Raw genomic sequence first — 15,160 nt, 5'->3', positions numbered from 1 at the left:
CCAGCTCTCCTGAAACGCTACGGGAGCCCCTGTTTTCAGGGGCTTCAGCATACGTTCTACCTGACAGAATATTGTTCTATTTTTAGTATCCGCTGGGTTTCGATGCCTTGTCAACGAGTGGACAAAAACTTGACAGCACAAAAAATTGATCGGAAAGTTGTTCCATCAAAAGGAATGATGTTCTATCTGATAGAACGATATAGGCGACAAGCGTTTGCTTAGGCCGCCGTGACACCCGGACAAAACCTATAAAAACGAGGGAACCCATGCTGACTCTACTCAGCTATTCGATGATCACCTGCTTCATGTACCTGGTCATGAGCAAACGCCTGTCGCCGCTGGTTGCGCTGTTGCTGGTCCCGGTCGCCTTTGCCTGCCTTGCCGGATACACCACGACGCTCGGACCGATGATGTTCGACGGTTTGAAGATGCTGGCCCCGACCGGAGTGATGCTGACCTTTGCCATCCTGTATTTCTGCATGATGACCGACGCAGGGCTATTCAACCCGCTGGTCAAATTGATCCTCAAGGCGGTGAAAGGCGATCCGCAAAAAATCGTGCTGGGCACGGCGATTCTCGGGATCTGTGTCGGTCTGGATGGTGATGGCGCCACGACTTACATCATTACGTGCGCAGCACTGCTGCCGCTCTATCGCCGCACCGGCGTGCGCCTGCAAGTCATGGCCACGGTGTTGCTGCTGGCCATTGGCGTGATGAATATTCTGCCGTGGGCCGGTCCGTTTTCCCGTGCGGCCAGCGCCATGCACGTCGATATCACCGAACTGTTCGTGGCGATGTTGCCGTTGATGGCTTTCGGTCTGGCCTGGGTGATGTTCGTCGCCCTTTACTTGGGCCGTCTGGAACGACGCCGGTTGGGGGTGGTGCAGCTCAAAGGCGATGAAGGCCTGGAACACGCCACTGAATTTCGTTTGGGCGACTGGCGCTTGCTGTTCAACGCTGCGCTCACCATCGCCCTGATCGCGCTGATGATGCTCGCCGTGATGCCACCGGCAGTACTGTTCATGCTCGCGTTCGGCATTGGCCTGGCGGTGAACTTCCCGAACCTCAAAGAGCAGAAAGCCGTGATCGCCCGCCATGCCGACAACGTGATGGCGGTGACCTTGCTGATCTTTGCCGCCGGGATTTTCGTCGGCATCATGAGCGGTACCGGCATGACAAAAGCCATCTCCGAGAGTCTGATCCACGTCATCCCTGAGTGGGCCGGCAGTTCGATGTCGATCATCACGGCGTTCATCAGCATGCCGTTCACCTACGTACTGACCAACGATGCGTTTTACTTCGGCGTTCTGCCGATCCTCGCGGAAACCGCCAGCCACTACGGCATCAGCGGCAAGGAAATGGCGATCGCCGGTTTGATCGGCCAGCCGGTGCATTTGCTCAGTCCGCTGGTGGCGTCCACCTATTTGCTGTGCGGATTGCTGGACCTGGATTACGGCGACAACCAGCGCATGACTTTGAAGTGGACCATCGGAACAGTGGGGGTGATGTTGCTGGCGGCGCTGGCGCTTGGTTCCATATCGATTGTCAGGTAGTTGTTTTGACGTAAAAAAACCCGGACGTTGTCCGGGTTTTTCATAGGCCGTCTACAACGACTTACTCAGCCGCCGGCGCTTCCGGCTTGCGGCGCTTGAGCGGGGCCATGCCGTCCTTGCTGACCAGGGAATCGCTCTTCGGCCGGTTGGCGCTCTTGCGCTTGGTCGGGGTCTTGGCGGCAGTTTTCTTCTTGTCGCCCTTGGCGTCGGTCTTTTTCTTCTTCACGCCGACGGCCTTGCCCGAGGCCTTGACCTTTTTCGGTCCACCGTAGGTGCCTTTGACTTCCTTGATGGTGCGGCGCTCGAAGCTCTGTTTGAGGTAGCGCTCGATGCTCGACATCAGGTTCCAGTCGCCGTGGCAGATCAGCGAGATGGCCAGGCCATCGTTACCGGCGCGGCCGGTACGACCGATGCGGTGCACGTATTCGTCGCCGCTGCGCGGCATGTCGAAGTTGATCACCAGGTCCAGACCGTCGACATCCAAACCGCGGGCGGCGACGTCGGTAGCCACGAGGATTTTCACGCCACCCTGCTTCAGGCGGTCGATCGCCAGCTTGCGATCCTTCTGGTCTTTCTCGCCGTGCAGCACGAACGCTTTGTATTCCTGCGCCACCAGGCGGCCGTAGATGCGGTCGGCCATGGCCCGGGTGTTGGTGAAGACGATGGCCTTCTGATAGGTCTCGTTGGCCAGCAGCCAGTTGACGATCTGTTCTTTGTGCTGGTTGTGGTCAGCGGTAATGATTTGCTGGCGAGTGGTTTCGTTCAGCTGGCTGACCGCGTTGAGCTGCAAGTGCTCAGGGTTGTTCAGGACCTTGGCGATCATCTCGCGCAGGCCCGAACCACCGGTGGTGGCGGAGAACAGCATGGTCTGCTGACGGTTGGTGCACTCGTCCACCAGACGCTGAACGTCATCGGCGAAGCCCATGTCGAGCATACGGTCGGCTTCGTCGAGCACCAGTACTTCAACTTCTTTCAAGTCGAGGTTGCCGGCGTTCAGTTGCTCGATCATCCGGCCCGGGGTACCGATCAGGATGTCCGGCACCTTGCGCAGCATCGCGGCCTGGACCTTGAAATCTTCGCCGCCGGTGATCAGGCCGGACTTGATGAAGGTGAACTGCGAGAAGCGTTCAACTTCCTTCAGAGTCTGCTGGGCCAGTTCGCGGGTCGGCAGCAGGATCAGGGTCTTGATGCTGACGCGGATTTTCGCCGGGCCGATCAGACGGTTGAGGATCGGCAAAACGAATGCAGCGGTTTTGCCGCTACCGGTTTGCGCCGTCACCCGCAGGTCACGCCCCTGGAGCGCCAGCGGAATGGCCGCGGCTTGCACAGGCGTTGGCTCGACAAATTTCAGCTCGGCCACGGCTTTGAGCAGGCGTTCGTGCAGGGCGAATTGGGAAAACACGGGTGCTACCTCGAAGAAATGCAAAAAAACAGCTGCATAGGGTAACGGTTTCGAGCGCTCAGGCCGAGTTTCTTTATACAAATGGCGGTAAACAGTTGGTTTTTTGTTGCCTGATTTTTCCCGAAACGTAATACAAAGCGTCTTAAATGCTCTAATCCCTTCTCGCGCCTTACAGAAGAATCGTTTTGACCATGGATATCAAACAGCTCTGGACCAACGTCCTGGACCTTTGGGGTGCCCTCGACCAGCACCCGCTCGTGCACTCCAGCCTGTCGCTGTTGTTGCTGCTGGCAATTGCGCTGTTCCTCGGACGGGTGGCGCGTTACCTCATTCTGCACGCGGCAAAAATGCTCGGCCGCCAGCCGGCCCTGCACTGGGTCAATGATTTTCTACAGAACAAGGTGTTCCATCGCCTGGCGCAGATCGCGCCTTCGCTGGTGCTCCAGTTCGGTCTCAATCTGGTGCCGGACCTGAGCAAAACCAGCCTGAATTTCCTCGGCAACGTCGCGCTGTCCTTCACTTTCCTGTTTCTGCTGCTGGCGGTCAGCGCCCTGCTCAACGCCCTGCTGGACATCTACGCCCGCACCGAGCACGCCCGCACCCGCTCGATCAAAGGCTATGTGCAACTGGCGAAAATGGTGTTGTACGTATTTGGCGCGATCATCATCGTCGCCACGCTGATCGACCGCTCGCCGCTGTTGCTGCTGTCGGGTCTGGGTGCCATGTCGGCGGTGATTCTGTTGGTCTACAAGGACACGCTGCTGTCGTTCGTCGCCAGCGTGCAGTTGACCAGCAACGACATGCTGCGGGTCGGCGACTGGATCGAGATGCCCCAGGTGGGCGCCGACGGCGATGTGGTGGACATCACGCTGCACACGGTCAAGGTGCAGAATTTCGACAAGACCATCGTCTCGATCCCGACCTGGCGCCTGATGTCCGAGTCGTTCAAGAACTGGCGCGGCATGCAGGCTTCCGGTGGCCGGCGGATCAAACGCAGCCTGTTCATCGACGCCAGCGGCGTACGTTTTCTGCGTGACGACGAAGAGCAGAAGCTGTCCCAGGTGCACTTGCTCACCGACTACATGAGCCGCAAACAGGCCGAACTCAAGGCCTGGAACGAAGCCCAGGGCAACGTCGCGGCCATGTCGGCCAACCGCCGGCGGATGACCAACATCGGCACTTTCCGCGCCTATGCGCTGGCCTACCTGAAGAGTCACCCGGGGATCCAGCCGAACATGACCTGCATGGTGCGCCAGATGCAAACCACCGCGCAGGGTATTCCGCTGGAAATCTACTGCTTTACCCGGACCACGGCGTGGGCCGACTACGAGCGGATTCAGGGCGATATTTTCGACTACCTGCTGGCGGTGCTGCCGGAGTTTGGGTTGAGTCTTTATCAGCAGCCAAGTGGATCGGATTTGCGTGCGGGGATATTGCCGGCGGTATTGGGCGCGAGCCATCTTCCCGAAGCCGAAAAACGCTGGGTGTAACCCCCAAAAAAATGTGGGAGCGAGCCTGCTCGCGATGAGGGTGTGTCAGTCAACATATGTGTCGTCTGACAGTCCGCTATCGCGAGCAGGCTCGCTCCCACAGGGGTGATACATCCATTTCAGCGTTTGCGAGTTATTTGACCTGCCGCTGCGGTGCCTTGTGCACCATGGTGTAGGCGTAATCCACGCCCATGCCGTACGCACCGCTGTGTTCCAGCACCAGTTCCATCACCGCCTCGTAAGTATCCTTGTGCGCCCAGTCACGCTGGTATTCGAGCAATACTTGTTGCCAGGTCACCGGTACCGCGCCGGCCTGAATCATCCGTTGCACCGACATGTCGTGGGCTTCTTTGCTGGTGCCACCGGAGGCGTCGGTGACGATGTACACCTCGTAGCCTTCGGCCAGGGCTTCCAGCGCCGGGAAAGTCAGGCAGACCTCGGTCCATAGCGCGGCAATGATCAGTTTTTTGCGCCCGGTGGCTTTCACCGCGTCAACCAGTGCCTTGTCTTCCCAGGAGTTCATCGAAGTGCGTTCGATCGGCTGTTGATCCGGGTGCACTGCCAGCAGTTCAGGCCAGATGTAGCCGCTGAAGCTTTCGGTTTCGACCGAGGTGTAGATGGTCGGCACGTTGAAGATCTTCGCCGCCTTGGCCAGGCCCACGGTGTTGTTCTTCAGGGTCTGACGGTCGATGGACTGCACGCCGAATGCCATTTGCGGCTGGTGGTCGATCAGGATCAGAGCGGAGTTGGTTGGGTTGAGCAGTTCACGAATAGACATGGCGCGTTCCTTTTGATGTCGATACTTCGAATGGGTAAGGGATTAGTCGACCTTGCCTTCAGCGGCGTTGTTGTCGGCTTGGATGTCACTTTATGGGCTGGCGATAAAAGGGACAATTACCTAAAATCGAGAATAATTGATTCTAAAATAGGGACAATATGGATCGCATCGAATGCATGCGCGCCTTCGTCGTCACGGTCGGCGAGAACGGCTTCGCCGCAGCCGCCCGGGCCATGGACGTGCCGCGCTCGAAAGTCAGTAAGCAGATTCAGGCGCTGGAAGAAGCCATCGGCGTGCAATTGCTGCAACGCACCACCCGCAGCCTGCACCTGACGGAAGCCGGGGCCGAGTATTTCGACGCTGCACGGGAAGTGTTGGCGGCACTGGACGAGGCCGAGCAACGCGCCCGTGACGGCATCGGCGAGTTACGCGGTGTGTTGCGGGTCAATGCGCCGATGTCGTTCGGTCTTCGGCGGCTGGGGCCGTTGATTCCGCTGTTTCATGAACTGCACCCGAACATCGAACTGCAACTGGTACTCAGCGACCAGCAGGTCGATCCGGTACGGGGCGGATTTGACGTGACGATCCGCATCGCCAGCATGCCCGACTCGACGATGATCGCCCGGCAACTGGCACCCGCGCCACGCATCATGGTGGCGTCCCCGGCTTATCTCAAGCGCGCGGGCGTTCCGCAGACTCCGCAGGATCTGCGCACCCATCAATGCCTGAACTACGGGTATCTGCAGAGCGGTGTCAGCCTGCAACTGTGCAATGGCAAGGAAACCCAGCGGGTAAACGTCACCGGCCCACTGCACGCCAACAACGGCGACCTGCTCGCCCAGGCCGCCGAAGCCGGCATGGGCATCGCCCTGCTGCCTGACTTCATCGTCGAGGATGCGCTGGCGGCCCGGCGACTGGTGCCGGTGCTGTGCGAATGGCAGGCCCCGGCGATCACCATCAATGCGGTGTATTCATCGGCGCGACGGGTGCCGCAAAAGACCCGGGCGTTTATCGAGTTTCTGGTGGGGCAACTGGCGCCGAAGTAATTTTCGGAGATCACGCAATCCCTTGTGGGAGCGAGCCTGCTCGCGCCCACAGAGGTATCGAGTTACCCAGGGTTTAGTGAACGGCCAAAGGCTTGCGTATACCCAACCGACTGATCCACACCGCCAGCAAAATCACCGAACCACCGAGCAACAACCGCCCCAGTTCTTCATGCTGGTTCCAGATCAGCAGGTTGATCAGCAACCCCACCGGCACATGCAGGTTGTTCATCGCCGCCAAGGTCCCGCCGCTGACCAGACACGCACCTTTGTTCCACCAATAAAGCCCCAAAGCGGTCGAGACCAGGCCGAGGAACAGCAGCACGCCCCATTGCAACGGCGCTTCAGGCAGGAAGTTCTGTTTGCCGAACAGCAGAAACGCCGGCAACACCACCGCCAGTGCACCGAGGTAGAAGAAACCGAAACGTCGGTAATGCGGCAGATCGCTCGGATGACGCGCGACCAGATGTTTGTAGAGCACCTGCCCGGCAGCGAAGGTGAAATTGGCCAGTTGCAACAACAGGAAACCCATGAAGAAGTCCGGGTTGATCCGGTCAAAGCGAATCACCGCCGCCCCCGCCACCGCCACCAGCGCCGCGACCAGGGCCCAGGGATTGAAGCGACGATTCAGTGCATCTTCAATCAAGGTCACGTGCAGCGGCGTGAGGGTGGTGAACAGCAGCACTTCCGGCACCGTCAATACGCGGAAGCTCAGGTACAGGCAGACGTAGGTCACGCCGAACTGTAACGCACCGATCAGCAGCATGCCGCGCATGAACGCCGGTTCCACCGAGCGCCAGCGGGTCAGCGGGATGAACACCAGCCCCGCCAGCAGCACCCGCACCAGCACGGCGAAGTAACTGTCGACATGACCGGCCAGGTATTCGCCGATCAAACTGAAGGAAAACGCCTGGATCAGCGTGACAAAAAGTAGATAGCCCATGCTCGCCTCATTTCGAATGGCGGCGACGATAGCGGTTTTTGCTACTGATCGCGAACGCTAAACCAACACAAAACCTGTGGGAGCGAGCCTGCTCGCGAAGACGGCGCGTCAGACACATAGAGGCCGGATGTGCCGACGCTTTCGCGAGCAGGCTCGCTCCTACAGGGGTGCGTGGGTGTCTATAAAATCGCAGGCAAAAAAAAGCCCGATCTCGCTAAAGCGTTCAATCGGGCCAGAGCACTCAGGAGCAACCAGTGCGAAGGGAGGTTCGATGCGCGTACAGGCTTGAAGGGTTGCGCCAGGTCACTAGACCATCCAGCGATTATCTGGCGATTAACCGGTCAGGCCACTTGCGAAAGCTTGGCGTTCGCCTGGTTCAGGCCTTTCTCCTGGAAGTCACCGCCCAGGTTCATGCCTTCGGCGTGGATGAACGTCACGTCGTGGATGCCGATGAAGCCCATGACCTGACGCAGGTACGGTTCCTGGTGATCGGCGGTGCTGCCAGCATAGATGCCGCCGCGAGCCGTCAACACATAGGCACGCTTGCCGCTGAGCAGGCCTTGCGGACCGGTTTCGGTGTACTTGAAGGTCACGCCGGCACGCAGCACATGGTCGAGCCAGGCTTTCAGGGTGCTGGGAATCGCGAAGTTGTACATGGGCGCGGCCATGACCAGTACATCGGCGGCGAGCAATTCATCGGTCAACTGGTTGGAGCGTTCCAGGGACGCCTGTTCGATGTCGCTGCGCTGCTCGGAGGGTTTCATCCAGCCACCCAGCAGGTTGATGTCCAGGTGCGGCACCGGCTTGACGGCCAGGTCCCGGACGGTGATCTGGTCATTCGGGTGAGCGGCTTTCCACTGGTTGATGAAGGTCTGGGTCAGTTGGCGGGAAACCGAGTCTTGCTGACGGGCACTGCTTTCGATGATCAGAACGCGGGACATGGGATGTAGCCTCCATCTGAGAATGCGGTAGGTCGATGGAGTGAAGGTTAAACAGAGTCATATCGATGAAAAAGCGCAAATAACTGCTATAACCCATCAATAAATTCGTTTATAAGCACAACATACCCTGCCTCTGTAGGAGCGAGCTTGCTCGCGAGGCGTCGTGTCATTCAAATTTTCTGTTGCCTGACACACCGCTATCGTCGGAACGCCGCCCGGAGCAAGCTCGCTCCTACAGAAGAGTCAGGCGTCATTTCGGGGCGCAGGACAGCTCGATGCGCAGCTTGATGATGCTGCGGGTGAACTTGACGGTGGCATTTTTGTGTTTGCCGGCCGATACGTCGATCTTGCGGGTACGCGGTGCTTCCGGGCCATTGATGAAAACGGCCTTGCAGCTCGCATCGACGTCGCCGTAGTTGGCCACCTGAATGGAGCCGATGTCGCTATCCGTGTCGTAGGTCTGGTAATCGATCTTCATGCCATTGAGGTCTTTCTTCACATCGATCGGGTAAGCCATCGCCGTCAGCGGCAGCAACGCCAGCAGCACACAACAGAATTTTTTCATTCAGCAGCCTCCAATAAGGGCTGCCAGCTTAGGACAAGAGGAGCTCAACATGAAAGCGCCCCGCGTGACCCTTGATCAATGGCGAACGCTGCAGGCCGTGGTCGATCACGGTGGTTTCGCCCAGGCCGCCGAGGCGCTGCATCGCTCGCAATCGTCAGTCAGCTACACCGTGGCCCGCATGCAGGATCAGCTCGGCGTGCCGTTGCTGCGCATCGACGGACGCAAAGCCGTGCTGACCGAAGCCGGTGGAGTGCTGTTGCGCCGTTCCCGGCAACTGGTGAAACAGGCCAGTCAACTCGAAGACCTGGCCCATCACATGGAGCAGGGCTGGGAAGCCGAAGTGCGCCTGGTGGTCGATGCCGCCTACCCAAGCGCCCGCCTCGTCCGCGCCTTGACCGCGTTCATGCCGCAAAGCCGTGGCTGCCGGGTGCGGCTGCGTGAGGAAGTGCTGTCGGGCGTGGAGGAAGTCCTGCTCGAAGGCGTGGCCGACCTGGCCATCACCGGGTTCAGTATTCCCGGTTACCTGGGCGCGGAATTGAGCGACGTCGAGTTCGTCGCGGTCGCCCACCCGGAGCATCCTCTGCACCGCCTCAACCGCGAACTGAACTTCCAGGACCTGGAAAGCCAGATGCAAGTGGTGATCCGCGACTCGGGCCGCCAGCAGCCACGGGACGTTGGCTGGCTCGGTGCCGAACAGCGCTGGACCGTCGGCAGCCTGGCCACCGCCGCGACCTTCGTCAGCAGCGGTCTGGGGTTTGCCTGGCTGCCCAGGCACATGATCGAACGGGAACTCAAGGAAGGTACGCTCAAACTGCTACCGTTGGATCAGGGCGGCAGCCGTAACCCGAGCTTTTACCTGTATTCGAACAAGGACAAACCGCTCGGGCCGGCCACGCAGATTCTCATCGAACTGCTGCGTACGTTTGACACCGCACCACTGGACGCACCATTCGCCGCCCCCGAACAAGCCTGACACGGAGTGTATGCATGGCCTATTTCGAACACGAAGGTTGCAACCTGCACTATGAGGAATATGGCCACGGCACGCCGCTGCTGCTGGTCCACGGTCTGGGCTCCAGCACGCTGGACTGGGAAAAACAGATCCCGGCACTTGCCACCCGCTACCGGGTGATCGTCCCGGATGTCCGCGGTCACGGCCGTTCCGACAAACCCCGGGAGCGCTACAGCATTGCTGGATTCAGCGCTGACCTGATTGCGCTGATCGAGCACCTCAATCTCGGTCCGGCACACTATATCGGCCTGTCGATGGGCGGCATGATCGGCTTCCAACTGGGCGTGGATCAGCCGCAACTGCTCAAGAGCCTGTGCATCGTCAACAGCGCGCCCGAGGTCAAACTGCGCAGCCGCGATGACTACTGGCAGTGGTTCAAGCGCTGGAGCCTGATGCGCGTCCTTAGCCTGGGCACCATCGGCAAGGCGCTGGGCGACAAATTGTTTCCGAAGCCCGAGCAGGCCGACTTGCGACAAAAGATGGCCGAACGCTGGGCAAAAAACGACAAACATGCTTATCTCGCCAGCTTCAATGCCATTGTCGGCTGGGGGGTTCAGGAACGACTTTCGAAGGTCACCTGTCCAACCCTCATCGTCAGCGCCGACCGTGACTACACACCGGTGGCGCTGAAGGAAAACTACGTAAAACTGCTGCCCGACGCGCGGCTGGTGGTGATCGCCGATTCACGCCACGCCACGCCGCTGGACCAGCCGGAACACTTCAACCAAACACTGCTGGAGTTTCTGTCCGCAGTCGACACCACCACTCAGGATCACTGACCCATGCTGAAAAAAATCGCCCTCGCCGCAGGCTCCGTCCTGTTTGCCGCCAACCTGATGGCCGCGACACCGGAAAAGGCACCGCATGTGCTGCTGGACACCACCAACGGCCAGATCGAAATCGAACTGGACCCGGTCAAGGCCCCGATCAGTACCAAGAACTTCCTTGAGTACGTCGACAGTGGCTTCTACAACAATACGATTTTCCACCGGGTGATCCCGGGTTTCATGGTCCAGGGTGGTGGCTTCACCCAGGCCATGCAGCAAAAAGACACCAAGGCACCGATCAAGAACGAGCACCAGAACGGCCTGGTCAACGTTCGTGGCACTTTGTCCATGGCCCGTACTTCGGTGCCTGACTCGGCCACCAGCCAGTTCTTCATCAACGTCAAGGACAACGACTTCCTTGACCAGGGCGACGGTTACGCGGTGTTCGGCAAAGTCGTCAAAGGCATGGACGTGGTCGACATCATCGTCAATTCGCCAACCACCGTTCGTGGCGGCATGAAAGACGTTCCGGCCGATCCGGTCTACATCAAGTCGGCCAAGCGCATCGACTGAGACTAAGCTGGACAAGGATGTCCGAGCCGTTGCCGGTGTCTGCCGGTAACGCTCAAACCGTTAAAAGGAGAGCCCGTTCGCGGGTGAAAAACCGATGCTTTATCGCCGCTTTGAAAAACTGATCGATGTTTTCCGTGAAGCACCGACGGCATCTCCGCCGGACCGGGTTTTCCCTTTCTACACTTATTACCTCAAGCAGGTCTGGCCGAGCTTCGCCGCCCTGCTGATCGTCGGCCTGATCGGTGCTTTGATCGAGGTGGCGTTGTTCAGCTACCTGAGCCGCATCATCGACCTGGCCCAAGGCACGCCGAGCGTCAGTCTGTTCCAGGATCACGCCCTCGAACTGACCTGGATGGTGGTGGTGGCACTGGTGCTGCGCCCCATATTTGTGGGCCTGCATGACCTGCTGGTGCATCAGACCCTGAGCCCCAGCATGACCAGCATGATCCGCTGGCAGAACCACAGCTACGTGCTCAAGCAGAGCCTGAATTTCTTCCAGAACGACTTCGCCGGGCGCATCGCCCAACGCATCATGCAAACCGGCAACTCACTGCGCGATTCCGCCGTGCAGGCCGTGGATGCATTGTGGCATGTGCTGATCTACGCCATCAGTTCGTTGGTGCTGTTCGCCGAAGCCGACTGGCGCCTGATGATCCCGCTGCTGACATGGATCTTCGCCTTTATCGGCGCCCTCTGTTACTTCGTGCCACGGGTCAAGGATCGCTCGGTGGTGGCGTCCGATGCGCGCTCCAAACTCATGGGGCGGATTGTCGACGGCTACACCAATATCACTACCCTGAAATTGTTCGCCCACACCAACTTCGAACAGCAATACGCCCGCGAAGCCATCAAGGAACAGACCGAGAAGGCGCAACTGGCCGGCCGCGTGGTCACCAGCATGGACGTGGTCATCACCAGCATGAACGGCTTGCTGATCGTCTGCACCACCGGCCTGGCCCTGTGGTTGTGGACGCAGTCGTTGATCAGCGTGGGGGCGATTGCCCTGGCCACCGGCCTGGTGATCCGCATCGTCAACATGTCCGGCTGGATCATGTGGGTGGTGACCGGCATCTTCGAAAACATCGGCATGGTGCAGGACGGTCTGCAGACCATCTCGCAACCGGTCAGCGTCACCGACCGCGACCAGGCCAAACCCCTGGCGGTGGCCCGTGGCGAAGTGCGCTTCGAACAGGTAGATTTCCACTACGGCAAGCAGAGCGGGATCATCGGCGACCTCAACCTGACCATCAAGGCAGGCGAGAAAATCGGCCTGATCGGCCCGTCCGGTGCCGGCAAGTCGACCCTGGTGAACCTGCTGCTGCGCCTGTACGACGTGGAAGGCGGACGCATCCTGATCGACGGCCAGAACATCGCCGACGTCAGCCAGGAAAGCCTGCGCGAACGCATCGGCATGATCACCCAGGACACGTCGCTGCTGCACCGTTCGATCCGTGACAACTTGCTGTATGGCAAGCCCGACGCCACCGACGCCCAACTCTGGGAAACGGTACACAAGGCCCGGGCTGACGGTTTCATTCCGTCGCTGTCGGACGCTGAAGGCCGCACCGGTTTCGATGCCCACGTCGGTGAGCGCGGGGTGAAACTCTCCGGCGGCCAGCGCCAGCGCATCGCCATTGCCCGTGTACTGCTCAAGGACGCGCCGATCCTGATCATGGACGAGGCCACGTCGGCACTGGATTCGGAAGTCGAAGCGGCGATCCAGGAAAGTCTCGAAACCCTGATGCAGGGCAAAACCGTGATCGCCATCGCTCACCGGCTCTCGACCATCGCCCGGATGGACCGGCTGGTGGTGCTGGAAAACGGCAAGATCGCCGAAACCGGAACCCATGCCGAGCTGCTCGCCCGTGGCGGTTTGTATGCGCGGTTGTGGCAACACCAGACCGGTGGGTTTGTCGGGATCGATTGATCCCCTGAACAACACACTTCCCCTGTGGGAGCGAGCCTGCTCGCGATGACGGAGTGTCAGTCGACAGCAATGTTGTCTGGTTCACCGCTATCGTCGGAACGCCGCCCGGAGCAAGCTCGCTCCCACAGGGGTCCAGTGAAGCCGATCGATCACAGAAAACCGCCAGGCCCCGTCAACAACGGGTCCTGGCGGTTTTTTATGCCTGCTGGAATTCTGAAAAAACCGTGCTGTACTCACTTCAAAGTTCTGGAGGTGGTTCTGCAGTCCATCGGCTGGATGCTAAAGGCAGCATAATCTCGAAAGGGCTCACTCTCATGTCTCTGTTAAAACGTTCGGCTACAGAGTTGGTAGGTACGTTCTGGCTGGTGTTGGGTGGTTGCGGCAGTGCGGTGCTGGCGGCGGCTTTTCCGGAGGTGGGGATTGGTCTGCTCGGGGTGTCCTTCGCGTTTGGCCTGACAGTGCTGACCATGGCTTTCGCCATCGGCCATATTTCCGGCTGTCATCTCAATCCTGCGGTGTCCCTCGGCCTGGTGGTGGGTGGGCGGTTTCCGGCCAATGAATTGCCGGCCTACATCGTTGCCCAGGTCATTGGCGGCGTGATTGCGGCCGCCCTGCTGTATTTCATTGCCAGCGGTAAACCCGGTTTCGAACTGGCGGGAGGCCTGGCGTCCAACGGCTACGGCGAACACTCGCCTGGCGGCTATTCGATGGCGGCGGGGTTTGTCTGTGAACTGGTGATGACCGCGATGTTCATCCTGATCATCCTCGGCGCCACCGACAAACGAGCACCGGCAGGACTGGCACCGATTGCCATTGGCCTGGGGCTGACGCTGATCCACCTGATCTCGATCCCGGTCACCAACACCTCGGTCAACCCGGCGCGCAGCACCGGCCCGGCGCTGATCGTCGGCGGCTGGGCGATTCAACAACTGTGGATGTTCTGGGTCGCACCGCTACTCGGTGCAGTGGTCGGCGGCGTGCTGTATCGCTGGCTGGGCAAAGAAGAAAGCTGAAACGCTGAAGATCAGCCTTGTCGATAAGGCAAGGCTGACTTCGCATCCTCTGCATAAGCCAGCACCCCCAACCGCTCCTGCTCCAGAAAGTCTTTCACCGCCGCTTTCAACCCCGGATGCCGCAAGTAGTGCCAGGAATGGGTGATCACCGGCTCGAACCCGCGAATCAACTTGTGCTCGCCCTGTGCCCCGGCATCGAAACGCTGGAAACCGTTGGCAATGGCATAGTCCATACCCTGGTAGAAACAGGTCTCGAAATGCAGGCGATCGAACTCCGCCAGGCATCCCCAGTAACGGCCATAAAAGCTGTCGCCCCCCACCAGACTGAACGCCATCGCCACCGGCCGTGAACCTTGCTTGGCCAGCACCACGCGAATCGACTCCGGCATGCGCTCGGCCAACAGGCTGAAAAACTCCCGCGTCAGATACGGCGCTTGCCGGCGCACTGCGTAGGTATTGGCGTAGCAGGCATAGACGAAATCCCATTGCGCCTGACTCAGCTCCCGCCCCTCCAGCCATTCGAACTCGAAGCCCTGCCCCGCCACCTGCTCGCGCTCCTTGCGCATCTGTTTGCGCTTACGCGAACTGAGCACATCGAGGAAATCCTGGAAATCCCGGTAGCCGCGATTCTGCCAGTGGTATTGACAGCCAACGCGCTGCAGCCAGCCGGGCTGCTCGCTCAGTGCCGCGTCGGTGAACGGATCGGTGAAATTGATGTGGGCGCTGGAGAGCCCTTCAAGCTCAAGGTAGCCCGGCAGGCTTTTCAATAACTCGAAGCCGTCTTCGACCGTGGCGGCCAACAACCGCGGTCCGGTGACGGGACTGAACGGTACTGCGCTCAACAGTTTGGGGTAGTAATCAATGCCGGCACGTTCACAGGCATCGGCCCAGGCGTGATCGAACACGTATTCGCCGTAGGAATGCCACTTGCGGTAACCGGGCAGCGCGGCGATCAGTCGATCGCCTTCGACGTGCAATAAATGCTCAGGCTGCCAGCCGGTATGGGGTCCGACGCTGCCGCTGTCTTCCAGTGCGCTCAAAAAAGCGTGACGCAGAAAAGGCTGAGTCTCGGGCACCAGTGCGTCCCACTGCTGCGGGGCGATTTCTGACAGTTTTTGCAGGCGTTGCAACGGCATCACCATCCTCACTCTTC

At 59.6% G+C, this 15,160-nt stretch carries 14 protein-coding genes; 8 read left to right on the top strand and 6 right to left on the bottom strand.

Annotated features, from left to right (window positions below; all coding sequences use genetic code 11):
- The first annotated feature begins 266 nt into the window (after positions 1-266).
- On the top strand, positions 267-1,553 hold the full coding sequence (locus tag AC3ITY_RS07195; RefSeq protein ID WP_489308263.1) for a CitMHS family transporter: 1,287 nt from the start codon (positions 267-269) through the stop codon (positions 1,551-1,553).
- A gap of 61 nt (positions 1,554-1,614) precedes the next feature.
- Here the strand turns inward: AC3ITY_RS07195 and AC3ITY_RS07190 are convergent, their stop codons facing one another.
- Entirely contained in the window at positions 1,615-2,955 is a 1,341-nt protein-coding gene (locus AC3ITY_RS07190; protein ID WP_046043701.1) for a DEAD/DEAH box helicase, read from the bottom strand.
- A 191-nt stretch (positions 2,956-3,146) separates the two neighbouring features.
- On the opposite strand from AC3ITY_RS07190, the gene AC3ITY_RS07185 reads away from it, so the two are divergent.
- Positions 3,147-4,445, top strand: a complete 1,299-nt coding sequence (locus tag AC3ITY_RS07185) for a mechanosensitive ion channel family protein (RefSeq protein WP_489308262.1) — start codon at positions 3,147-3,149, stop codon at positions 4,443-4,445.
- Between the two features lie 133 nt (positions 4,446-4,578).
- Here the strand turns inward: AC3ITY_RS07185 and AC3ITY_RS07180 are convergent, their stop codons facing one another.
- The gene (locus AC3ITY_RS07180; RefSeq protein WP_150724381.1) at positions 4,579-5,223 is read right to left on the bottom strand and encodes a hydrolase; all 645 of its coding nucleotides are present in this window, start codon (positions 5,221-5,223) and stop codon (positions 4,579-4,581) included.
- A gap of 158 nt (positions 5,224-5,381) precedes the next feature.
- On the opposite strand from AC3ITY_RS07180, the gene AC3ITY_RS07175 reads away from it, so the two are divergent.
- Positions 5,382-6,269 (top strand): LysR family transcriptional regulator, encoded by an 888-nt coding sequence (locus AC3ITY_RS07175; RefSeq protein WP_489308261.1) that lies wholly within the window; start codon positions 5,382-5,384, stop codon positions 6,267-6,269.
- Between the two features lie 73 nt (positions 6,270-6,342).
- On the opposite strand, the gene AC3ITY_RS07170 is transcribed toward AC3ITY_RS07175, so the two are convergent.
- The 3 genes from AC3ITY_RS07170 to AC3ITY_RS07160 form a co-directional block, all read right to left on the bottom strand.
- Positions 6,343-7,209: a carboxylate/amino acid/amine transporter gene (locus tag AC3ITY_RS07170; RefSeq protein ID WP_489308260.1), complete on the bottom strand. Its 867-nt coding sequence runs from the start codon at positions 7,207-7,209 to the stop codon at positions 6,343-6,345.
- 341 nt (positions 7,210-7,550) lie between these two features.
- Positions 7,551-8,150, bottom strand: coding sequence for an FMN-dependent NADH-azoreductase (locus tag AC3ITY_RS07165; RefSeq protein WP_489308259.1), 600 nt, complete (start codon positions 8,148-8,150; stop codon positions 7,551-7,553).
- 250 nt (positions 8,151-8,400) lie between these two features.
- Positions 8,401-8,715 (bottom strand): 3-phosphoglycerate kinase, encoded by a 315-nt coding sequence (locus AC3ITY_RS07160; RefSeq protein WP_489308258.1) that lies wholly within the window; start codon positions 8,713-8,715, stop codon positions 8,401-8,403.
- 49 nt (positions 8,716-8,764) lie between these two features.
- On the opposite strand from AC3ITY_RS07160, the gene AC3ITY_RS07155 reads away from it, so the two are divergent.
- The 5 genes from AC3ITY_RS07155 (at position 8,765) to aqpZ (ending at position 14,007) form a co-directional block, all read left to right on the top strand.
- Complete coding sequence (locus tag AC3ITY_RS07155; RefSeq protein WP_095058943.1) at positions 8,765-9,688, top strand: PA3225 family LysR-type transcriptional regulator; 924 nt, start codon at positions 8,765-8,767, stop codon at positions 9,686-9,688.
- Positions 9,689-9,702: 14 nt separating this feature from the next.
- Entirely contained in the window at positions 9,703-10,506 is an 804-nt protein-coding gene (locus AC3ITY_RS07150; protein ID WP_489308257.1) for an alpha/beta fold hydrolase, read from the top strand.
- 3 nt (positions 10,507-10,509) lie between these two features.
- Positions 10,510-11,067, top strand: a complete 558-nt coding sequence (locus tag AC3ITY_RS07145) for a peptidylprolyl isomerase (RefSeq protein ID WP_489308256.1) — start codon at positions 10,510-10,512, stop codon at positions 11,065-11,067.
- Between the two features lie 94 nt (positions 11,068-11,161).
- Complete coding sequence (locus AC3ITY_RS07140) at positions 11,162-12,994, top strand: ABC transporter ATP-binding protein (protein ID WP_489308255.1); 1,833 nt, start codon at positions 11,162-11,164, stop codon at positions 12,992-12,994.
- Positions 12,995-13,308: 314 nt separating this feature from the next.
- Positions 13,309-14,007 carry an aquaporin Z gene (gene aqpZ / locus AC3ITY_RS07135; RefSeq protein ID WP_046043691.1) on the top strand — a complete coding sequence of 233 codons (699 nt, stop codon included), beginning with the start codon at positions 13,309-13,311 and terminating at the stop codon, positions 14,005-14,007.
- 11 nt (positions 14,008-14,018) lie between these two features.
- On the opposite strand, the gene AC3ITY_RS07130 is transcribed toward aqpZ, so the two are convergent.
- Positions 14,019-15,143, bottom strand: coding sequence for a GNAT family N-acetyltransferase (locus tag AC3ITY_RS07130; RefSeq protein WP_489308254.1), 1,125 nt, complete (start codon positions 15,141-15,143; stop codon positions 14,019-14,021).
- Positions 15,144-15,160 lie beyond the last annotated feature (17 nt).

Source organism: Pseudomonas sp. GL_091 (genome assembly GCF_057837725.1).
The sequence above is the reverse complement of the archived record's forward strand: the minus strand, read 5'-3'. Positions and strand labels throughout refer to the sequence as shown.